This window comes from Fibrella aquatilis (genome assembly GCF_017353255.1).
GTDB classification, from domain to species: Bacteria; Bacteroidota; Bacteroidia; order Cytophagales; family Spirosomataceae; genus Fibrella; species Fibrella aquatilis.
The window spans coordinates 53,818-74,884 of the sequence record NZ_JAFMYU010000032.1; the positions used below are offsets into that span (position 1 = coordinate 53,818).

Sequence of the window (21,067 nt, forward strand, 5' to 3'; positions counted from 1 at the left end):
GCTGTAGGTCTCTAGCTGGCAGTGCCTCAGTGGATATGCATACCGCCGTTTACGTCAAGCGTGGCTCCGGTCATAAACCCCGACAGGTCAGACGCCAGAAAGAGGCAGGCCCCGGCCAGCTCACTGGCTTTACCAACCCGTTTTAAGGGAATCGCCGAGATAACAGCCGCTAGCTGGTCTTCCGATAGCCCATCCAGCATACTGGTTTCGATCATGGCGGGGCAGATTACATTGGCCCGGATGCCCAGCGGAGCAAATTCGCGGGCAATGGAGCGGGTCAGGCTGATCACGCCCCCCTTCGAGGCGGCATAGTGCGCCCCACCTACCAGCCCGCCGCCGCGTTGGGCCGCCAGAGAGGCCAGATTCACAATAACGCCACTTCTCTGGTCAACGAAGCGTTTCAAGGCACTTTTGCAGAGGTTAAATGTGCCTTTCAAATTCACGTTCATGATCGTTTCATAGGCTTCGTCGGTGATGGACAGCATGCCTTCAGACCTGACGATGCCCGCGCAATTCACCAGGCAGTCAATGCGGCCAAATCTTAACACGGCCTGCTCGATGGCCCTGTCGCAGTCGGTGGCAGAGCGGATGTCGCAGGGTAGGCAAAGCACGTCTGGGGTATGGCCAACCTGTGCCGCGATAGAGGCAGTCAGGTCGCTGGCGATCTGATGGGTCATGGCCAGATCGAGCAGCACGAGCCGGGCACCGTGGGCGGTAAAAAGCGCGGCCGTAGCGTAGCCGATACTACGGAGCGATGCGACCCCAACAATAACACAAACCTGGTCATCCAGCAGCCGATAATTGTATGGCTGGCCCTCGTTCGGCGGGTTATTTTTCATAAATGTACGCTGCTTTTTGCGCGACAAACCGGTCCAGTTCAGCCGGTGAAAAGCCCAGTTCGCCCAGCAATTCGCCCGTGTCCCAGCCACAGGGGGCGGCAGCAGAACGAGCGGATGGATACTGCCCATCGACGCGGATGGTAGAGCGAATCACGGCGGTTCGGCCTTCGGTGGGGTGGTCTTCGTAGTCCAGTAGTTCAACGGCTTTCAGGTGCGGGTCCTCTACCAGGGTCTGGAGCGTATGGCAGGGCATGGCGGGCAGGTCGGCCTCCCGAAACAGGGCAAGCCATTCAGCCGTTGTTCTGGCTTCCAGCGGTGCCCCCCGTACTTCAAACCAGTCCAATACATATCTGGCCCGGCTGGCTACCGTGGCGAAACGGACATCGGCCAGCAACGCACTCCGGTCTGTCACGTGCAGAAAGCCACGAACCTGTGCGTCGGTGTTAATGGTGCAAGCGATATACCCGTCTTTCGTTTTAACGGGTTGATTATGAGCACTCAACAAACGCATATCACCCGCCGGACCAACCGGCGGATCAAAGCTCTGCTGGGCCAGATGTTCCTGCAACACAAAAGCCGCCATGGTCTCGAACATGGGGATCTCCAGGCTTACCCCCTCTCCCGTTCGCCCACGCTGCATGAGAGCAGCCATGATGGCCCCGGCCGTAATTTCACCCACAACATGGTCGCAGATGAGCATGGGTACGTAGGCGGGCTTGCCGTCGCGGGCCATCGACAACCCGGCAATACCCGAAGCTCCCTGCAACACACTATCGTAGGTGGGCAGGCCAGCGTAGGGGCCATCGGTGCCGTAGCCCGTGATGAGGCAGTAAATTTTATCGGGGTATGTTGCCCGGATGGTATCGGCATCCAGACCTAGCCGCGCCAGGGCATCGGGGCGCATATTGGCCACAATCACGTCGGCCCATTCAATCAGCCGATCACAGATGGCCTTGCCGCCGGGCGTTTTCAGGTCGAGGCAAGCGTTTCGTTTGCCCCGGTTAAGGTGCAGGTATGTTCCCGCATGATGCCCCGTGGGCGAGAGGCCACCCAGCCCCCGCATGAGGTCGCCCGACGGGTGTTCGACTTTGATAATGTCGGCCCCATATTGCCCTAACCGCCAGGTAGCTACCGGCCCCACCACCACGGCGGTCAGGTCGAGTATGTTGATTCCTTTCAACGGCTCAAACATGGGGATGTTGGGTTTGGGCTTCTACAGTTACAGCAACCCTATTAATGTCGTCGTAAACCCTTAATTGCCAGCCGGTTTCACCATAATTAGCCGTGAGCGTCAGGGGGCGGTTGCAGAACAGCGGGGCCATGTGCTTCACGGTTAGTTCGGTTGGTTCACACCCTAGTTCGGTTCGCATGAACTCGGTCAGCAGCAGGGTCGATAAACCACCATTGACTACCAAGTCCAGGAGACCTTCAACCCGCTGGGCGTAGTCCCGGTCGAGGTGAATTTTGTGCGAATTGAACCCCAGCGCCGAGTACTGAAACAGCAGAGTTTCGTCGGGCACAACCTGTTTCCGGTGGTCGGCCTGGATGGGTACGCCCGGTGCTGTGTCTGCCTTTGTGTAGCCCGTTTTTTCACCCAGCAGCATGTACGTCTGGGTTTCCACAACAGACTGGGATGCAGCTGAAACCGGGCGTAGCTCATGCTGAATCGTCACGATAGCCATTGGCCCTGACGAGGTGGTTTTTTCGGTAACGCTTTTTACAAAACTTGTGCGTTCCACATCCGCGCCAATCACCAGTGGCCCCCGATAAGACACCATTCTACCGCCCAGCAGTAGTCGGGGTAGGCCGAGGTCGGGAATGGGTACACCCAGGCCGGGGAAGCCATCCGGACGCAGGGCAGATCGGAGTGTTTCGCCCGCCAGCATGAAAAAGTGCCAGCCCCGTGGTAGGGCATCCCCCTCCCGGAACGTACCCGGATTCAGGTCGAGCATAGCCGCCACCCGGCGCACCATGGTTAGGCTACACCGTTCAGTGGCGCATACCGGAGATGCCGTTGTCCATGCCTGTTCTGTCACAACAACTAATTTATGTTATACGATCTTTGCCAAAACTACTATTTTATTTTTATATGTGAAAATAATATTTCATATTTGCAATGTACTGACCTATACGATTACGTCGCATGACATTCAATTACCACCACATGAACCTGTGTACGGAAGACGTACCCAAGACCTCGGCGTTTTATCAGGCTGTGTTTGGCCTCGACCGGGTGACTGACGAAGAACATCGATTGGCGGGTGAGGACACGGCTGATCGCTTCACTGGTGCAGTCGATTTTTTGACCGATGGCACCGTCGAGTTTCACATCACCCGCAAAGACGTGAACCTTGGGTTCCAGATGAAGCAGTTTATCAACCCCCTGGAACGGGGCCATTTCTGCTTCCGCACCGATGATATTGAAGGCTTCAAAAAACGATTGGAGGAGAAAGGCGTCCCGTATGCCGACTACGGCAAGTGGGCACTAGCGGGCTGGTATCAGATTTTTTTCCATGACCCGGACGGCCGCATTATCGAGGTGCATCAGACGGGTATGTAGCCTATGAAAGCAAACGGAACAGACGAGACAGCCGACAAAACCAATGGCTATTCGGCCCCGGCTTTAGACAAGGGACTTGATATTCTGGAGGCCTTGTGCCAAAGCGAAAACGGCCTCACCCAGCAGGAAATCGCGGCACAACTGGGGCGGAATCTGGGCGAAATCTACCGGATGCTCACCTGCCTGGTACGTCGGGATTACGTGGCCAACTACGGCAATACGTACACCATCACGACTAAGCTGTTTCAGCTGTCGCACGTTCACCCGCCCACGTACCGGTTGCTGACCGAAGCCCTGCCGGTGATGGAAGCCCTGTCGCGGGAGATCTCGTTCCCCTGCGATCTACGGGTCTACAACAAAGGCGTTCAGACGGTTATTGCATCTATCCAACCGCCTGACGGTCTTGGCTTTATGACGCGGGTAGGGTCTGAGATTGCCGTGGCTCCTTCGGCGTCGGGGCTGGTGCTGGTTGCGTTTCAGGACCCGATTATCAGAGAATTACGGATCAACGAGAGCCTGCCGAACCCGTCCGACGCCGATCTCAGTCGGTTTCGCACTGCGCTGACCGAGGTGACACTGACCGGTTTCGCATCCATCCAAAGCAATCAATATGCAGGCCTCCACGCCATATCGTTTCCCATTCTCGACATGAACCGAAACGCCGTGGCCGCCCTGACCGTCCCGATGCTGGCCCGTATCGACGGCACGCCACAGGCTACGCTGGCCGAGGTCGAAGAAAAGCTCCGGCAACGGGCAGCAGGCCTCAGCAGCCGCATTGCGCTGGGAAGGTGAAACGCACTGATAATCAACAACCTTACATCACTATGCAACACCTATACAAAGCCTTACTTACCTGTTCTGCTATATTAGGTGTACTAGCCATAGGGATATTGATTGTTGGCAACAGCTTAAACACGACAGGGCCGTTCGTTATTGGTGCGCTGGTTTGTCTGGCCGTTGGGGGGCGGGGCATACCGGCTATCGGGCAATTGTCTTTCACCATCTGGGTGTTTGCGGCGGTGGCAGTTGGCCTGTACTATCCCCATTATTTCCGGCAGGTCGGCGATTTCAAGCTCACCCGGTTGATCGTCCCGCTGATTCAGCTAATCATGTTTACGATGGGCACCGAAATGAGCCTGCGCGATTTTGAAGGGGTCGTTAAAACGCCCAAAGCGGTAGTTATTGGGCTGGTTAGTCACTTCACCATCATGCCCCTGGTGGGGTTTGCGCTGGCCAGAGGCTTTGGTTTCGACCCCGAAATAGCCGCTGGTATCATCCTGATTGGGTCGGTGCCCAGCGGGGTAACCTCCAACGTACTTGCCTTTATTGCTAAAGCCAACATGCCCTTGTCGGTGACCATTGCGACGGTATCGACCCTGATGGCCCCCCTCATGACGCCGCTGCTGATGAAACTGCTGGCCGGGCAATTTGTCCAGATCGATTTTGTGGCCATGATGTTGCACGTTGTCCAGATCATCATCATCCCCATCGTGCTTGGGCTTGTTGTGAACCGGCTGATCCGCAGCGGGGTGCAGTGGCTGCAAACGGTCATGCCCGTACTGTCGATGGTGGGAGTGCTCATGATGCTGATCGTGATCGTTTCTTCCGGGCGCGATGCCCTGCTCAACATTGGGCCGCTGTTATTTGTCGCGTCGGTCATTCACCACTCTATTGGCTACCTGCTGGGGTACTGGAGTGGTCGGCTCATGGGCCTCGATGAGCAGACCTGCCGCACTATTTCGCTGGAAGTGGGCATGCAAAATGGCGGGCTGGCGTCGGGCATTGCCCTGCAAATGGGCAAGGTGGCTACGGTGGGCCTGGCCTCGGCCATTTCGGTGCCGTGGATGACCATTTCGGGGTCGTTACTGGCCAACTGGTGGCGCAATCAGCCTATAAAAGAAGAAGCTAAACTGGAACAGGAAGTATGGACATAACAACGATTGCGGTGGTTGGGGCGGGCAATATGGGCCATCAGATTGCCATTTGCGCTGCGCTGGCGGGCTTCCGGGTAACGTGTACCGATACCAGCGCAGCCATGCTGGATAAAGCCAGTGCATTCGCCGATACGTACCTGGCAGAGCGGGTGAGAAAAGAAAAATTAACGCAACAGGCTGCTGATCAGACCCTTGCATCGCTTGCCTTTGTACCAACAATAGAGACCGCCGTTGCCGATGCCGACTTGGTGATTGAAGCCATCATTGAGAAGCTGGACATCAAACGAACGCTGTTTGCCCAACTGGATAAGCTCTGTCCGGCGCACACGATTCTGGCAACGAACAGTTCCTACATTGTCAGTTCCAACATCGCCGATGCCACCGCCCGGCCCGACAAGGTGTGCAACATGCACTTTTTTAACCCGGCGCTGGTGATGAAGCTGGTCGAGGTCGTGAAAGGCCCGCACGTGTCGGACGAGACGGTGGATGCGGTGATGAATGCCGCCCGGAAAATGGGAAAAACGCCCGTGCTGCTCCACAAAGAAATCTACGGTTTTCTGGTTAACCGCTTGTTGCAGGCTACCCGGCAGGAAGCCCTCAAACTCCTCGATATGGGCGTGGCCTCGCCTGAGGCTATCGACACGGCGGTGATGAACGGGCTGGGCTACCCCATGGGGCCGTTTCAACTCCTCGACCTTACCGGTATCGACCTGGCCTACCACGTGGGCATGGAAAAATACCGAGAAACTGGCGACCCCGCCGACCGGCCTTCGCCCACGGTGGTTGAAAAATTCATCAAAGGCGAATGGGGCAAAAAAGTCGGAAAAGGATTTTACGATTACGAACAATAACCAGTTGACCAACCGTAACTTAACCTACCATTAAGATGACTGTCAAGCTCTTTTTAGTCCTGGTATTTCTGCTGACAAACAGCACGTTACAGGCACAAGTACCGTTGCGCAGAGCCTTCCAGCCAGCCAATGAGGTAAGCAAAACCGTGTATGGCGCCAATGCCAAAGCAGGACATTATGTGCAGGCCAACGATGCCAAGATCTATTACGAAGTCTATGGCAAAGGCCAGCCCATTGTGCTGCTCCACGGCGGCCTCTTTGGTACGATCACCGAAATGGCCGACCTCATCGACAAGCTGAAAGGCAACTTCCGGGTCATTGCCGTCTCGACGCGGGGGCACGGGAGATCGGAGATCGGCCACCAACTCCTTACACTGGAACAACGGGCTACGGATGCTATGGCGGTGATCAATGCCGTGACGAAAGATAGCGTCATTGTCCTTGGCTTCAGCGATGGCGGGTACTCGGCCTACCAACTAGGCGCGATGTTTCCCAACCGGGTGAAGAAGATGGTCGTGATCGGTGCTGGAGAACTGCGTCCGGGCTTCCGCGAATTCAACTTTACGGCGAAGCAGGCCCTGGCAATGGACAAACCCTTCTGGGATCAGCAGCTAAAGCTCATGCCCGAACCTAATCGGCTGGACGACGTTTTTACGCAGGTTTCCAACTGCTACAACAACGTCACGGTGAGCAAGGACTTGTTGAGCGCCATACAATGCCCCGTACTGGTCATGGCGGGCGACCACGATCAGGGCAACCCCGTTGAGCGGGTGGTGAGTGCCGCCCGGTTTATCCCGAACCATCAGATCAGCATCATCGCCAACACCGGACACGGCTGTTTCCTGGAAAATGCCCCGGCCGCCTGGGACGTAATCAGGCCCTTTTTGATGAAGTAGACTTGCTACTGGTTGGTAATGGTCAGGTCTGCAAAATAGCCTTCGGTGCCAATGTCTACCCAGAGGCCTACCCCACCCGACGTGCCTGCGCCATGTTTGAGATCGTTCACAATCAGTGAAGGCTGCTTGTTATTGTTTAGATATAGTTGGGCCTGCCTGTCTTTGACAACCACTGTCAGGGTGATCCACTCATTCAAGGTCATGTCCGAATAAGCTTCATATCGCTCCGGAGCTTCTTTCCGCAGGCGATCAAACTTATAATCGGGATACGAGTAGTACTGGATGGCGTGGTTACGACGTACCTGATCGGTGGCGCGGCCATTGGTGGGACGGATATAGATGCTCTCGTAGCTGGAATTGGCTTCGTTGATTCGAAAGGCAACCCCGATGAACCCACGGGCTAGTTCTGGGGCGTTTTTCAACAGCCTGCTCAACACCTTTACCTGAATTGTACCATTGGTGAAATCAATACCTTCGAGCCGCACAAACGTTGGCTCGTCTACCTTTTGTACGCTTGAATCCTTAACGACCCGGAGGGCCTCTTTCCCCATTAGTCGCTCAAACGACATCGACACCAGGTTGGGTTTCAGCCTATCCCTGGTCAGCCGCAGTGGTAACCCAGTTACAGTCTGAGCGCTTACCGTGATCGAGATATGCAGTAAGCTCATTATGAACGCAAATAAGATACATTTCATACAGGAATACACACCTGGTAAGACCGGTGCAGAAACGAAGGTAATGATCATGCCCTATTTGCCTTCGAATCAATAATATCATGCATCAGTCTAACAGAAGACAGTAAACTGAAAACGTACACGTTGCGTTAACCAGCAAACGACAATCACTCTTTTATGCAAGCTGCCCTCCGTCCGCCTGTTTCGATCTTTACGGAACAAAGCCCCAACCCCAACTCGATGAAGTTTGTGCTCAACCGCGAACTGGTGCCCGATGGCCTCTCGTTCGACTATGCCGAACCGTCGGAAGCGTTGAAAGAAGGCAAAAACTCCCCCCTCGCCGTTGCCTTGTTCGGCATCGACGACGTGCGCCGGGTGTTTATTGCGGGCAATTTCATCACGCTCACCAAGTCGGAAGACGTAGACTGGGGTGAGATTATGTTTGAAGTAAAAGTCTTCCTGAAAGACTATTTCGAGGCCGACAAGCCCGTTTTTGTGCAGCGCACGGTAGAACTGAACAGCGCCCGGCTGGAGTCTGACTCCGAGACGGTGCAGCAGATCAAAGCGGCCTTGGATCAGTATGTTCGCCCGGCAGTAGAGTCGGACGGCGGGGCCATTAACTTCCACGATTACGACGAAAGCACCGGCACCGTGAAAGTGCTCCTGCAAGGCTCGTGCAGTGGTTGCCCTTCATCTACCCTGACACTGAAGGCCGGTATTGAAAACCTGCTCACCCGCCTGGTACCCGGCGTAAAAACCGTAGAAGCAGAAGGCGTGTAGACAGTATGCAGTTCTACAGTATGCAGTGGGGCTGACGCAAGCGGATGTTCGCGTCAGCCCCACTGCATACTGTAGAACTGCATACTGTAAATCCCTCCGTTTTGTCAGAAAATAAGAAAAACGCCAACGCTTTTGCTGCGCTGGCGTTTTTCTTTGTAGCACCATTCGCACAGACCCTTGATCCATTCCACAACGCCTCGCCGGTTTGCCCTGGCCACCCTTTGCCTGCTGCCTGCTTTGGCGTCGGCGCAGAACTTGCTTGGTCTGACAACCAGCCCTACTTCGGGGGTACACCGCACCTATCAAAACCCGGCCTGGCTGGCCGATTCGCCCCATCGGGTGTTTGTTAGCCTGGGGGCGGGTAACCTGCATGCCAACAACAACTACGTCCGCTATCAGGCACCCTTTTCGTTGTTGCGCCTAATTACCGGGCAGGTACCCGACGAGTACCGACGGAGCAATGGCAACATCAAATTCGAGTCGACCTACACGCAGGAAACGCTGGACGATAAACCCAAAAACGCTACTGTATGGGGCGATTTCCGGGGACCGGCGCTGCAACTGGCCGTGGGCAACCGCACCGTCATTGGGCTATCGTCGCGATTGCGGGTGGCGGGGCAGGTCTGGGGAGCGTCGGAGCAACTGCTGTCTGCGTTGCGGGCCAGCCTGAACAGTTCGGCGTTTTACAGCATTCCCAGCCGCAACAACGCCTTTAGCGTGAGCACCAATACCTACGCCGAACTGGCCGCCAGCGTGGGCCATACCGTACTGGAAACCGACGAAGCCAAACTGATGGTTGGCCTGACGATTAAGTACTTAGTGGGTTTTACGTCGGGCTATTTCGTCAATCGTGGCCTTACTTACCAGGTGCTGCCTGATGCCAATGTGCCCAGCGGCGGTTACCTGTCTGTAGATCAGGTGTCGGCCGATTTTGGGTATACGTCGTTCCTGCAAAACCAGAACCTTACCCTGCGCTCACTCGTCAACGGGCACCCACCGGGGCGTGGCGTGGGGTTCGACCTGGGTGGTGCCTACGTATACAAGCCCGACCCCGACGGCGCTACCTTGCGTGCGGGCATTGCGCTGACTGATCTTGGCGGCATCAACTACACCGCCGATGCCTACGCTATTGACCAGCAAAAGCTGCGTTTTTTCACCTCCGACTTCAACGACGTGCGCAACAGTGAGCAGATCGTCAATGTGATTCGTCAGAAACTCCGCGTCGAGGAGAGTCAAAACCAGGGGTCGTTTACCAGCGGCCTGCCCAGTTCGCTCAACACGTCTGTCGACTATGAACTACCAACGGGCTTGGGCTTGCAAATGGCCTACTGGCAGGACCTGCGCAGCAACTCGGCTGTAGCCATGCACCAACCCTCTGTGGTGGCCCTAGTGCCCCGGTATGAGCATAAATGGGCGGCAGTCTCGGTGCCCATTTCCTTAGTAAATGGAGCCGTACTGGCGGGGTTATCACTCCGGGCAGGCCCCATTTGGCTAGGGTCTGATAACGTGCCCGGCCTGTTTGGCAACAGCAGCAACGGCATTGCCCCACGTGGCCTGGACGTGTATGGCGGCATTGCCTTCGGCTTTGGTAGCCGGGGCAGCACCAACGAGTAATCCGGCTTGTAGGAGCCTCGCTATCTGCCTATTTTTGCCAAATTAAGAATCAAGAAGTAAGACGCAAGAAACAAGAAGTAAGACGCAAGAAACAAGAACAGTTCAATGTTTGCCATCGGGGCATTCTGCGAAGTCGATCTTGTTTCTTGCGTCTTGCTTCTTTCCTCTATCTATGCTCAGAACACACACCTGTGGCGAACTGCGTTCGTCGGATATCAATAAAACAGTAACCCTGAGTGGCTGGGTGCAAATTGCCCGCGACAAAGGTGGCGTACTCTGGATCGACCTGCGCGACCGTTACGGTATTACGCAAGTCATTCTGGAAGAGGGCGTTACGTCGGCCGATTTGTTCAAAACGGCCCGGACGCTGGGACGCGAATTTGTGGTACAGGCCACGGGCGTGGTGACCGAACGGCAATCGAAAAATCCGAACATCCCAACCGGCGACATTGAAGTTCGCCCCACGGTCCTGACGGTGTTGAACGCGGCCAAAGTGCCACCTTTTAAGATTGACGACGAAACCGACGGCGGCGACGACCTGCGCCTTCGTTACCGCTACCTCGACCTGCGTCGCAACCCCGTTCGGCAGAACCTGGAGCTGCGACACCAGGTGGCCCGCCGCACCCGCGAATACATGGATGGGCAGGATTTTATTGAGGTGGAAACGCCAGTGCTCATTAAATCGACGCCCGAAGGTGCCCGCGATTTTGTGGTGCCCAGCCGCATGAACCCCGGCGAATTTTACGCCCTGCCGCAGTCGCCGCAGACGTTCAAGCAGCTGCTGATGGTGTCGGGGTTTGACCGGTATTACCAGATCGTGAAGTGCTTCCGCGACGAAGACCTCCGCGCCGACCGGCAGCCGGAGTTCACGCAGATCGACTGCGAGATGTCGTTTGTGGAGCAGGAAGACATCCTCAATATGTTCGAGGGCCTGACGCGGCACTTGTTCAAAACGGTCAAAAACATCGACCTCGCTGAAGTGCCCCGCATGACCTACGCCGAAGCCATGCGCCGCTACGGTTCCGACAAGCCCGACATCCGGTTTGGGATGGAGTTTGTGGAGTTGACCAATCAGGTTCAGGGCCGGGGCTTCCCCGTTTTCGACAGTGCCGAACTGGTAGTGGGTATCTGCGCCACGGGGGCCGCTACTTACACGCGCAAGCAGCTAGACGAATTGACCGAATGGCTAAAACGGCCTCAGATTGGTGCCAAAGGCCTTATTTACGCCCGTGTCAACGAAGACGCGAGTGTGAAATCATCCGTCGATAAGTTCTATTCCGAAGAGGAGCGCAAGGCCTGGGCCATGGCGATGAACGCCCAACCCGGCGATTTACTGCTGCTGCTGGCGGGCGAGGCCAACAAGACCCGCAAGCAACTAAACGAACTACGGCTGGAAATGGGCTCCCGTCTGGGCCTGCGCAACCCCGACGACTACAAAGTGCTGTGGGTGCTGGACTTCCCGCTGCTGGAATACGGCGAAGAGGAGGCCCGTTGGTTTGCCATGCACCACCCCTTCACCTCGCCCAAACCCGAAGACATTCCGCTGCTCGACACTGACCCCGGCGCGGTGCGGGCCAACGCCTATGACCTGGTCATCAACGGCACCGAAGTGGGCGGCGGCTCGATCCGTATCTTCAACCGGGAGCTACAGGCGCGGATGTTTAGCCTGCTGGGGTTCAGCGACGAAGAGGCTAAAAATCAGTTCGGTTTCCTGATGGACGCCTTCGAGTTTGGTGCGCCACCCCACGGCGGCATCGCCTTCGGTTTCGACCGGCTGTGCTCACTCTTCGGCGGCGTAGACAGCATCCGCGACTTCATTGCGTTCCCCAAAAACAACGCCGGCCGCGACGTCATGATCGACTCACCTTCGGTAATTTCCGACAAGCAACTGGATGAGTTGAAGATTCGGACAACGGTGTAATGAAGCTCCTTAAGGAATTGAGTTATGGAAATTGGTGAGGTGTATAGCTTCGCGCTACGTGCCTTCGATTTCTACACTAACGCAACAAGCCCGCTCATTTGGCGGGCTTGTTGCGTTAAAGAATTTACCTCCTGAATAACCATTCGGTTGATTTGCGTATATTCTTGTCGCAACGTAAGTTGCCCCGATTTCAGTTATTGAATTATTGCCATGACAGACACCATGAACGACACCCGGATTATTTCTTACGCAGCAACGTATCAGCCTGATTTCAAGCGCATTAACCTAGAGTGGATCAGCGAATCGTTCGCCGTAGAGCCGCACGATCTGGAGCAGCTTGACCACCCCGAAGATCACATTTTACCCCGTGGCGGCGCTATTTTACTGGCCCTGCGTGACAATACGATTTTAGGCACGGTGGCCATGATTAACACCGCCGAAGTCGACGCCACCAAGCCCGACTTTGAATTGGCTAAGATGGCCGTGGCCAAAGAAGCACGCGGCCTAGGTATTGGCCGTCTACTCTGCGAAGCAGCTATTGATTTTGCCCGGCAGGCCGGTGCCAGCCGCGTATGGCTCGAATCGAACCGCAAGGCCGTGGCGGCCATTCAGTTGTACCTAAGCCTCGGTTTTGTCGAAGCACCCCTTAAACCCAGCCCCTACACCCGCGCCGATATTTACATGGAGCTAAACTTTTGAGCTTATTCCACCACAAACTTCGCCATCCATTGCGCTACGGTGCTGTTGGTGAGGCTGAAGATGAGGTTGGGAAAGAGGCCCAGTAGCAGAGCAAAAACGGCCAATGGAATCAGCAGGAGGCGTTCGCGGGCGGTAAGGTCGGGCAGCGTCAGCGTGGTATCATCAGCGTGGGCGCGGACCCAGATTTCGCCGAAAAACATCCGCTGAAGTGTCCAGAGGAAATAGGCAGCGGCCAAAATGATGCCCAGCACCGAGACGGCGGTGATCCAGCCGGGCAGGTATGTCGACTGGTAGCCACCCATAAGCGTAAACAGTTCGCCCACGAAGCCAGAAAAGCCCGGCAACCCCAGCGAGGCAAAAAAGGCCACCGCCGTGAGCGCCGCATAGCGCGGCATGGGCGTGAGCAAACCCCGATATGAGTCGATGCGGCGGTCGTGGGTACGGTCGTAGAGCACACCCGTCAGTAAAAACAACATGGCCGATAGTACGCCGTGGCTAACCATCTGGTACACGGCCCCGTTGACGCCCTCGGCGGTGAGCGAGGCCACGCCCAGCAGTACAAAGCCCATGTGCGACACCGATGAGTACGCGATCATTTTTTTGAGGTCGTTCTGCGCCAGTGCGTTCAGGCCACCGTAGACAATGGTGAGGGCCGCCAGGCCGCCCAACACGGTAGCATATTGAGCACCACCGTCGGGGAAAAGACCCCATACGACGCGGATAAAGCCATAGCCGCCAATTTTGAGCAGCACCCCCGCCAGCACCACCGACACTGGTGTAGGCGCTTCGACGTGGGCATCGGGCAGCCAGGTATGCAGGGGCACGATAGGCAGCTTCACAGCAAACCCAATAAACAACGCCCAAAACGCCAGCATCCGGCTGGATACTCCGCCAATGCTGACTTCGCCGAAAATGCTCAGAAACGAGTTGGGCAGGTAATTGGCACCATTGGCCATATACCGCCAGTCGAAGGTGTGGACGAGTTGGGCGGGGTTAAGCTGTCCGTGGAGTAGCTGGAACTGCACCGCCCGCAGCACCTCGGCGGTCATGTCGCCGGGGGTATCAATTAATCCGGCTGCTACTGCCGTGCTAACAGGGTCCATAACAGACAGATACAACCCGATCATGACAAGCAGAATCAGCACCGAACCGGCCAACGTGTAGAGAAAGAATTTGATCGACGCATATTCCCGCCTGGGTCCGCCCCACAGCCCAATGAGGAAGTACATGGGCAGGAGCATGAACTCGAAAAACAGGAAGAACAGAAAGAAATCGAGGGCCACAAAACAGCCCATGATGGTACCCGTCAGCAACAGATAAAGGGCGAAGTAAGCCTGTGAGCGTCCATTTATGTTCCATGACGACACCACGCCCACCAGCATCACCACCGCCGACAGCAATACCAGCGGCAGGCTAATACCATCTATTCCAACTAAATAATCGATAGACGCCACGCCCAGGCTACCCATTGGCAGGGTGATCCAGTCGGCCTGCTCGAGCAGCTGATACCCCGCCTTGGCCCGGTCAAACTGGGCGTAGATGAGGCCGCTGAGCACCACGTCGGCACCCGTCACGGCCACCGCCACCCAGCGGTACAGGCTAATCTGATTACGCGGCAGCAACGCCACCAGCAAGGCCCCGGCCAGGGGAAGAAAAATCAGTAGCGAGAGTAGGGGCATAGTATCAGAGAATCCACCAGAGTAAAAACAGCACCACGGCAACGGCGGTGGCAATATAGGTTTGTACGCGGCCACCCTGCACCGAGCGGGTGAGTTGCCCCACGCCCACGGCCAGCCGCCCCGCGCCATTCACCAGCCCATCGACACCCACGCGATCTACGAAGGCCGCGATATGCGCCAGCAGTACCGTGCCGATGCCCAGGCCGTTCACCAGCCCATCCACGGCGCGGTGGTCAGCGCGGTGCAGGAAGTTGGCCAGCTTACGAATGGGATTAATGAAGAGAGCTTGATATAGCTGGTCGAGGTAGCCATAATGGAATGAGGCCAAAGCCAGTTTGCTGTTCATGGCGGGTTCGCGCAGCCGGAAGCCGAGCCAACCGCCAGCGGCTACTATTGCCATGGAAACAGGAGCCAACCAGGCTGGGCCTTCGGGCAAAACGGGTAGCTGCATGAAAGCAAAAAAGGGGCTGTGGTGCGCCGAAAGGGGGTCCAACGAAAACCAGATGCCCACCGATAGCACCGCCAACAGTAGCACCGGCCCGCGCATAAGCCAGCCCGATTCGTGCGGGATGGTTTCGGTAGTAGCCCGTTCGCCCCAAAAGACCAGCCGCAGTTGCCGGGCCATATAGACCGCCGTAAGCACCGACGAGAGTAGCAGACCAACGGGCACCAGCATAGCCCAGCCGCCGCGCTGCCCGGCCCACCAGTACGCCCCAGCCAGAATTACTTCTTTCGACAAAAAACCCGACAGCAGGGGAACCCCCGCCAGCGCCGCCGCACAGACGACGTAGGCCGCGAAGGTGTAGGGCAACGCCTTTCGCAGGCCGCCCATGGCCCGCATATCCTGTGTGTGTACGGCATGGATCACGCTACCCGCCGCCAGGAAGAGACCTGCTTTAAAACAGGCGTGGGTGAGCAGGTGAAACAAGGCCCCCGACACGTTGCCGGTGCCCATGCCCGCCACCATCAGACCCAGTTGCGAAACCGTGGAAAAGGCCAGCACCCGCTTGATATCCAGTTGGAAAAGTGCCGAAAAACCGCCCCAGAGGGCCGTTACGGTACCCACAACGGCCACCACCGTCAGCGCGTCGGGCGAGAGCATGGGGTGGATACGGGCCAGGAGTACAATGCCCGCCGCCACCATCGTAGCCGCATGAAGCAGCGCCGACACGGGCGTGGGGCCTTCCATAGCGTCGGGGAGCCAGGTCAGCAGCGGAAACTGCGCCGATTTGGCCACGCAGCCCATGAACAAACAAAGCCCCACCGCCGTGGTAAGCGGCTCGGTACCAAAAGCAACCGATCCAGTTTGGACGTAGGTAAGCAGGATACCCAGCAAAAAGGCTGCGTCGCCAATGCGGTTCATCAGAAACGCTTTCGTAGCCGCCCGCGCCGCCGACGGGCGGTGATACCAGAAGCCAATGAGCAGGTACGATGCCAACCCAACCAACTCCCAGAACCCGTACAGAATCAGCAGGTTACCCGCCAGCACAATGCCCAGCATGGCCCCTACAAAGAGTTGCAGGTACGCAAAATACCGCCCAATCCGGGCATCGCCACGCATGTAGTCGATGGAGTAGAGTTGCACCAGCAAGGCCACGCCATGCACTACCACGAGCATGAGTTTACTCAGCGGGTCGAGTTGAAACGAGAGCGGAAATGACTGACCCCGGAACGTGATCCAGTCGGTTTGCCAATGCAGCGTTTGTGGGCTTAAACGAGCTAACGTCAGGGCCAGGAACAGCCCAATGGCCGTGGAGGCTACGGCTAAAACCCCTAGAACAGACCCCGAAATGCGGTTTCGCAGCGCACCGATGCCCATTGCCCCTACAAAAGGTAACCCCAAAAGGGCGGTCAGCAACAGGGTTTGCGTACTATCGGGCACGTGTTTGGTGGAATTAATTCAACTAGCCTGCAAATATCCTGTCTAACGGGGCGACAGACAAGTGATTAAATCAAGACACTTGATTCGTGACCCTGCATAAAAAGCACTGACAGTCTGTAGAAGGGTCCACCATGGTTGACATACACTATTGAGGTGTACGCAGAAATAGACGACCCCTAGGGTCAACGCGTAAGGTCCCCCCTTCGTACCGGATACTGCCAGCCGTTGCGTTTATCGAGTTTGGAATTGTAACCGTATGACCCTGGCGTAGTTTGACTCTATCGAGCAGGGAAGGTTGCCGACGACACGACCATGTGCCGGGGGAATTCCAAAGACCTGTGGCAACAGTATGCATCGAGATACAGTTTACATTCATTTTTAAGAGCCAGCTATCGCCCAATCCACGTGCCGACTCCGTTTTTTCGTAGGATTGACCAGAAAAAGAGCGACAGCCGAGGTAGAATTGCTCGGCATCGATACGAATGAGCGTAGTCTCTGATTCATCATCAATTCCGCCCAAAGTTTTTTCCCAAAGCAGTGTACCGTTTGACGAAAGGTATAGAAGCCAGATGTCATAAGAGTTTGCTCGTTTAGGTTCAGATTTCTCGCCCGTTTGATTCGAAAACGTCATTCCAGCAAGAAGCAGATTGCCATTGGGAAACTCCAATTGGTCAGTAAACCCGTCAAATCCGTCTCCACCCAGCGTTTTTTCCCAGATGATCGCACCCTGCGGATTTAGTCGGAGCACCCATACGTCAAAGCCCCCCCGAATATTCTCTGATTTATCTCCAGACCTGTTAGATATAGAGTAACAGGATATCAATAACTCGCCATTGGCAAGTTTGGTCAGTTGGGGATATTTATCGTCGTCATTGCCACCAAGCACTTTATCCCAGACTTTGGTGCCATCGGCAGCGAGCAGCAGTAGCCACAGATCACACCCACCCTTTCCAGACTGCGAACGGTCACCCGAAGGAGGCGTGACATAGTGACTTGAGGTTTCGTAGAGGTAGGTAAACCCAACAACATAACAGCCACCATTGGCAGCGGCAACTACAACCGGTTGATCCTCAGCCTCTACTCCGCCCAACACTTTATCCCACAGCTTGTTACCATTCGCATCTAACTTTAAAACCCAAAAATCGCTATAACCAACCTGGCGGGGGTTTTCCGACTTGTCTGCCCCTGACAGCGAGTTCGACGTGCCGGCGACAATCAACTTCCCGTCGCTGGTTTCTGCCACCGACGTAGCCCTGTCGCCGTAGATTCCTCCGAAGCGCCGCGCCCACAATTTGTTTCCGTTGAGATCGATCTTTAGCACCCAATAGTCAGCCCAACCATCTAAGCCTCGGTTTGGCTCTTCAACATCGCCGGAAGCGGGCGACGCTGTCAGGCCCACCAGCACCAGCCCGCCGTCCTGGGTGAGTATGCCGCCTTCAAGCTGTTCATTTCCCGCCCCACCAAAAGACCGGTCCCATAGCTGTTGCCCACTGCTATCGAGTTTGACAACCCAAATGTCATACGCGCCTTTACCGCGCGATGTTTTGCCGCTTGTGCTGTCACTTGTGGTACTCATACACAGCAGGCTTCCCCCATCGGGAGTCTTAAAAACAAGTTGCCCTAACTCGTACGTGGGCGTTCCCACGGTTTTATTCCACATTATAGACGGGGCCTGTGCCCGCGTTGGAAGGTAGTGATAGAACAACAGCAAACAGATGACAACACCTCTCATTGATAGATACGTGGTAGAAATTTGACGCATACGACTGGGGATTGGTTATGTTTTAACTCAAGGGTTGCTGACGCCCATGGGCTGACCGGTGCGGCGCAGGCCCTTAGATGCCCTTTCTTACCCCGTTCGCAACCAGCCTGTTAAACTCAACCGATCTCGTATAGCGGGTAAGACTTCGTGTTCCAGCAGGCCACTGTCAAAACAGACTAACCGGCCACCGAGGGGTTCGATGGTTAGGGTTTGTTCCGTGCCGTTGGGTTGGGGAAGGTACAGGGCAAGTTGACCTCCATCAGTCGGTTGCCAGTGGCGGTTGAGGTAGCAGATGAGGGAGAGCTTACGCTTCGAATCGGCCCGAAATCGGTCGAGGTGGCGTTTGTAGAACGCACCTGCGGGATAGAGCGCGTAGTGCAGTTCGTAGTCGCGGAGGCCCAGGTAGCAGGTGCGGTTGAGGTAGTCGATCAGTTGCTCAACCCGGCCTAGAAACGAGGTCTCTTCGGGAGTAGCATTGTCGGCATCGAGCCAGAGGATTTCGTCACCCCGGATGGCCTTTGCCACCACGGCCTGCCCGTTGCCAATGCCCGCCTCCCGAAACTGTCCCGCCGTCCGCCGCGTGTGCAGCCGTTGCGCCAGTTGGGCCGTTTCTTCGTCCGTCAAAAACCCGTCGATCAGGCCGTAGCTATTGGCCAGCATACCGTCGATGAGGGTTTCAAACTGGGTTTCGAGGGTTGTGGTCATTGCTTCAAATTAGTCAACTCGTCGAGGTTGACGGTGCGGAAGTGGCGGTATACCTGAATAATAAGGGCCAGTGCCACCGCCGCTTCAGCAGCCGCCACGATCATGACAAACAGGCTGAATACCTGTCCCTGCAACCGGCTGGGATCATACTGACTAAACGCGACCAAATTCAGGTTAACGGCGTTGAACATCAGTTCAATACCCATCAACACCACCACGGCGTGACGTTTGGTAACAACCACCGCCAGCCCAATGCTGAACAAAGCCGCCGCGACGAAAAGTAAGGTTGTGGATAGGGAGGGGTTCATACATTCCTTTTAGCTAAATACCCCGCCCCTACCAGCGCCACGAGCAGCAGGATGCTGATGACTTCAAAAGGAACAAGGTATTCGGTCATGAGTTGCTTGCCAATCGTGTCGATGGTGGTGGGGGCCGTAGACATGGGCTGATCGAAGAGCGTAAAATGGGCGCTGGAAAGTAGCCGGCTGAGGCCCAAAAATAAGCACCCCGCCAGCAGTACACCCAGCCACGACCGGCGACTTTCGGTCAACACGGCGTTGGGTCGTTCGCTCGCCACGGTAGTCGACGTATCGGTTGTGGCGGGTTTGCTGGTGAGCATCACGCCGAAAAGCACCAGTACCAACACGCCCCCCACGTAGATGATAATCTGCGAAACGGCTAAAAAATCGGCTCCGGCAAAGACAAACAACGCCGCCACGCCCAGCAACGCTAGCAGCAGCGCATAGGCCGAATACAGCACGTTTCGAGTCAGCAGCACAGTCAATGCGCCAATTAAGGTCAGTGCGATAAAAGCAAAAAAGGCGATCTGGAGCATGGAGTGAAAGAGTGAAAGAGTGAATGGTGAAAGAGCGAAAGTGTGTGGTCTGGCACTCTTTCGCTCTTTCACCATTCACTCTTTCACCCCTTTGGTTTCATCGTGGGCCGAAAGGCAGGCTTTGGTTTAACCACAACAGGTTCGGGTGGGGCGGCTACCTCTGCGGCTGACAGCGGTTCTGTTACGCCGGGCTGTTCGGGCACACCCACCGAGGCAATGGCTTCGGCTTCGTCGGGCGCAGGGTCGGTGAGTGGGTGCAGGCGGTGGCCTTCCGTTGAGTTACCCGTTTCGGTGGGTTCGGGAGCTGGTGGTGGAGCAGGTTTGGGCGTAGGCGTAGGCTTCATACCCGGCCGGAACACAGGACGGGGCTTTGGGGCGGGGGGCTCGGCCACCGGCGCAACGCCCGTTACTGGCTCAGCCATTGGCGTAGTAATGGGTGCAGGCACATTAGCTACAGGTGCTTCACCCAAAGGCGTTTCGGTAACAGAAACAGGCGTTTCCAGCGTTTTGGGGGCCTTTTTCTCTTCTGAAACGGGGGGCGTTTCTGCCGCAATCGCTGGTTTTGGGGCGGGTTTCATACCCGGACGGAACGCGGGTCGGGCAGGAGCCACCGTGGTAGGAGCAGGTGTGACAACGGGCTTGGCCGCAGCTTTAGCGGCTTCTTTTTCCCGGACAAACTGCTCGTAAAGCGCCCGTTTTTCGTCGGCTTCTTCGGGGGTCAGGTTGGCAAAGGCGTAGGTCAGGTTGCCGAGGTCGTAGGTGCTGTAGTCGAAGGTTTTTTCCATCGTTAGGCACTCCGTAGGGCACACTACCGTACACAGACCGCAGTAGCAGCACTTGGCCATGTCGATGTCAAACGTGGCTGCGTACAACCGAATCGGCGACCCGTCTGAGGCCTTGCCAATCTCTTCCGTAGCCTTGATGGGGTCAATCGTGATGCAGTCTACGGGGCAGACTTTGGCGCATTTATCACAGACAATGCAATCGTCCATCTCGTTGTGCAGGCGATAGCGGCCATTGTCAGGAATCGGCAGTTTCTCGTGGGGATACTGCAACGTCACCAACCCCGTTTGCAGGTCGAAGTAGCCGTTGTTTTCCATGCCCACGGGCGTGCGGCGCCGGGTAGCCTGGCGCAGATGCCGCATCGTAAGGCTCAGCCCCTTCAGCGTGGTGCGTATCCCCGACTGTATGTTGGTGAAATAACCCATTGTTTCGATGACGTACCTACACGGGGAAATGTTCCCGGACTGATAAAGGTATAGCCTATATGCCGTGGCGATTTTGGCGCAATACTGACTCACAAATGTCAGCCACGTATATTGCTAAACCACTGTAATACTAGTTCAGAATTGCTACAGCGTATTGCTGACGCGTGGCCCTTCGACAAGCTCAGGGCGACAACAAGTTTGAATCAGTTTAAGGACCTGTATCAAGTG

At 56.1% G+C, this 21,067-nt stretch carries 20 protein-coding genes; 9 read left to right on the plus strand and 11 right to left on the minus strand.

From position 1 onward, the window contains the following. Nucleotides 1-26 precede the first annotated feature (26 nt). Genes J2I48_RS26105 through J2I48_RS26115 form a run of 3 tightly spaced genes read right to left on the minus strand, consistent with a single transcriptional unit; the run spans nucleotide 27 to nucleotide 2,875 of the window. Nucleotides 27-839: an SDR family NAD(P)-dependent oxidoreductase gene (locus J2I48_RS26105; protein ID WP_207338475.1), complete on the minus strand. Its 813-nt coding sequence runs from the start codon at nucleotides 837-839 to the stop codon at nucleotides 27-29. Next, nucleotides 829-2,031 (minus strand): CaiB/BaiF CoA transferase family protein, encoded by a 1,203-nt coding sequence (locus J2I48_RS26110; protein WP_207338476.1) that lies wholly within the window; start codon nucleotides 2,029-2,031, stop codon nucleotides 829-831. The genes J2I48_RS26105 and J2I48_RS26110 overlap by 11 nt, the downstream gene beginning before the upstream one ends. Beyond that, nucleotides 2,024-2,875: an FAS1-like dehydratase domain-containing protein gene (locus J2I48_RS26115; RefSeq protein ID WP_207338477.1), complete on the minus strand. Its 852-nt coding sequence runs from the start codon at nucleotides 2,873-2,875 to the stop codon at nucleotides 2,024-2,026. The genes J2I48_RS26110 and J2I48_RS26115 overlap by 8 nt, the downstream gene beginning before the upstream one ends. Before the next feature lie 128 nt (nucleotides 2,876-3,003). Between J2I48_RS26115 and J2I48_RS26120 the strand changes: the two genes are divergently transcribed. Genes J2I48_RS26120 through J2I48_RS26140 form a run of 5 tightly spaced genes read left to right on the plus strand, consistent with a single transcriptional unit; the run spans nucleotide 3,004 to nucleotide 7,080 of the window. Further along, the gene (locus J2I48_RS26120; RefSeq protein WP_207338478.1) at nucleotides 3,004-3,399 is read left to right on the plus strand and encodes a VOC family protein; all 396 of its coding nucleotides are present in this window, start codon (nucleotides 3,004-3,006) and stop codon (nucleotides 3,397-3,399) included. A 3-nt stretch (nucleotides 3,400-3,402) separates the two neighbouring features. Beyond that, complete coding sequence (locus J2I48_RS26125; protein WP_207338479.1) at nucleotides 3,403-4,191, plus strand: IclR family transcriptional regulator; 789 nt, start codon at nucleotides 3,403-3,405, stop codon at nucleotides 4,189-4,191. A 32-nt stretch (nucleotides 4,192-4,223) separates the two neighbouring features. Continuing rightward, nucleotides 4,224-5,333 carry a bile acid:sodium symporter family protein gene (locus J2I48_RS26130; RefSeq protein ID WP_207338480.1) on the plus strand — a complete coding sequence of 370 codons (1,110 nt, stop codon included), beginning with the start codon at nucleotides 4,224-4,226 and terminating at the stop codon, nucleotides 5,331-5,333. Beyond that, entirely contained in the window at nucleotides 5,324-6,184 is an 861-nt protein-coding gene (locus tag J2I48_RS26135; protein ID WP_207338481.1) for a 3-hydroxyacyl-CoA dehydrogenase family protein, read from the plus strand. Before J2I48_RS26130 ends, J2I48_RS26135 begins: the two co-directional genes overlap by 10 nt. A 35-nt stretch (nucleotides 6,185-6,219) precedes the next feature. Continuing rightward, nucleotides 6,220-7,080 carry an alpha/beta fold hydrolase gene (locus tag J2I48_RS26140; RefSeq protein ID WP_207338482.1) on the plus strand — a complete coding sequence of 287 codons (861 nt, stop codon included), beginning with the start codon at nucleotides 6,220-6,222 and terminating at the stop codon, nucleotides 7,078-7,080. 5 nt (nucleotides 7,081-7,085) lie between these two features. On the opposite strand, the gene J2I48_RS26145 is transcribed toward J2I48_RS26140, so the two are convergent. Next, complete coding sequence (locus tag J2I48_RS26145; protein ID WP_229376801.1) at nucleotides 7,086-7,748, minus strand: hypothetical protein; 663 nt, start codon at nucleotides 7,746-7,748, stop codon at nucleotides 7,086-7,088. Between the two features lie 183 nt (nucleotides 7,749-7,931). Here J2I48_RS26145 and J2I48_RS26150 point away from each other — a divergent pair, with 183 nt between their 5' ends. From J2I48_RS26150 to J2I48_RS26165, 4 genes are all read left to right on the plus strand, one after another. Then, complete coding sequence (locus J2I48_RS26150) at nucleotides 7,932-8,534, plus strand: NifU family protein (protein ID WP_207338484.1); 603 nt, start codon at nucleotides 7,932-7,934, stop codon at nucleotides 8,532-8,534. A 177-nt stretch (nucleotides 8,535-8,711) separates the two neighbouring features. Continuing rightward, a complete protein-coding gene (locus J2I48_RS26155) occupies nucleotides 8,712-10,148 on the plus strand; it encodes a DUF5723 family protein (RefSeq protein WP_229376803.1) in 1,437 nt (478 codons plus the stop codon). Nucleotides 10,149-10,320: 172 nt separating this feature from the next. Next, entirely contained in the window at nucleotides 10,321-12,069 is a 1,749-nt protein-coding gene (gene aspS / locus J2I48_RS26160; protein WP_207338485.1) for an aspartate--tRNA ligase, read from the plus strand. Between the two features lie 210 nt (nucleotides 12,070-12,279). Then, the gene (locus tag J2I48_RS26165; RefSeq protein ID WP_229376805.1) at nucleotides 12,280-12,768 is read left to right on the plus strand and encodes a GNAT family N-acetyltransferase; all 489 of its coding nucleotides are present in this window, start codon (nucleotides 12,280-12,282) and stop codon (nucleotides 12,766-12,768) included. 2 nt (nucleotides 12,769-12,770) lie between these two features. Here J2I48_RS26165 and J2I48_RS26170 read toward each other — a convergent pair whose 3' ends face one another. The 7 genes from J2I48_RS26170 to J2I48_RS26200 form a co-directional block, all read right to left on the minus strand. Next, the gene (locus J2I48_RS26170) at nucleotides 12,771-14,447 is read right to left on the minus strand and encodes a complex I subunit 4 family protein (RefSeq protein WP_207338486.1); all 1,677 of its coding nucleotides are present in this window, start codon (nucleotides 14,445-14,447) and stop codon (nucleotides 12,771-12,773) included. Between the two features lie 4 nt (nucleotides 14,448-14,451). Next, complete coding sequence (locus J2I48_RS26175) at nucleotides 14,452-16,329, minus strand: NADH-quinone oxidoreductase subunit 5 family protein (RefSeq protein WP_207338487.1); 1,878 nt, start codon at nucleotides 16,327-16,329, stop codon at nucleotides 14,452-14,454. Between the two features lie 145 nt (nucleotides 16,330-16,474). Next, nucleotides 16,475-18,091, minus strand: a complete 1,617-nt coding sequence (locus tag J2I48_RS26180) for a hypothetical protein (RefSeq protein WP_207338488.1) — start codon at nucleotides 18,089-18,091, stop codon at nucleotides 16,475-16,477. Between the two features lie 87 nt (nucleotides 18,092-18,178). Beyond that, a complete protein-coding gene (locus tag J2I48_RS26185) occupies nucleotides 18,179-18,796 on the minus strand; it encodes a 2OG-Fe(II) oxygenase (protein ID WP_207338489.1) in 618 nt (205 codons plus the stop codon). Beyond that, a complete protein-coding gene (gene nuoK / locus J2I48_RS26190; RefSeq protein ID WP_207338490.1) occupies nucleotides 18,793-19,104 on the minus strand; it encodes an NADH-quinone oxidoreductase subunit NuoK in 312 nt (103 codons plus the stop codon). The genes J2I48_RS26185 and nuoK overlap by 4 nt, the downstream gene beginning before the upstream one ends. Beyond that, nucleotides 19,101-19,631 (minus strand): NADH-quinone oxidoreductase subunit J family protein, encoded by a 531-nt coding sequence (locus J2I48_RS26195; protein ID WP_207338491.1) that lies wholly within the window; start codon nucleotides 19,629-19,631, stop codon nucleotides 19,101-19,103. The genes nuoK and J2I48_RS26195 overlap by 4 nt, the downstream gene beginning before the upstream one ends. A gap of 83 nt (nucleotides 19,632-19,714) precedes the next feature. Further along, entirely contained in the window at nucleotides 19,715-20,839 is a 1,125-nt protein-coding gene (locus J2I48_RS26200; protein ID WP_207338492.1) for a 4Fe-4S dicluster domain-containing protein, read from the minus strand. Nucleotides 20,840-21,067 lie beyond the last annotated feature (228 nt).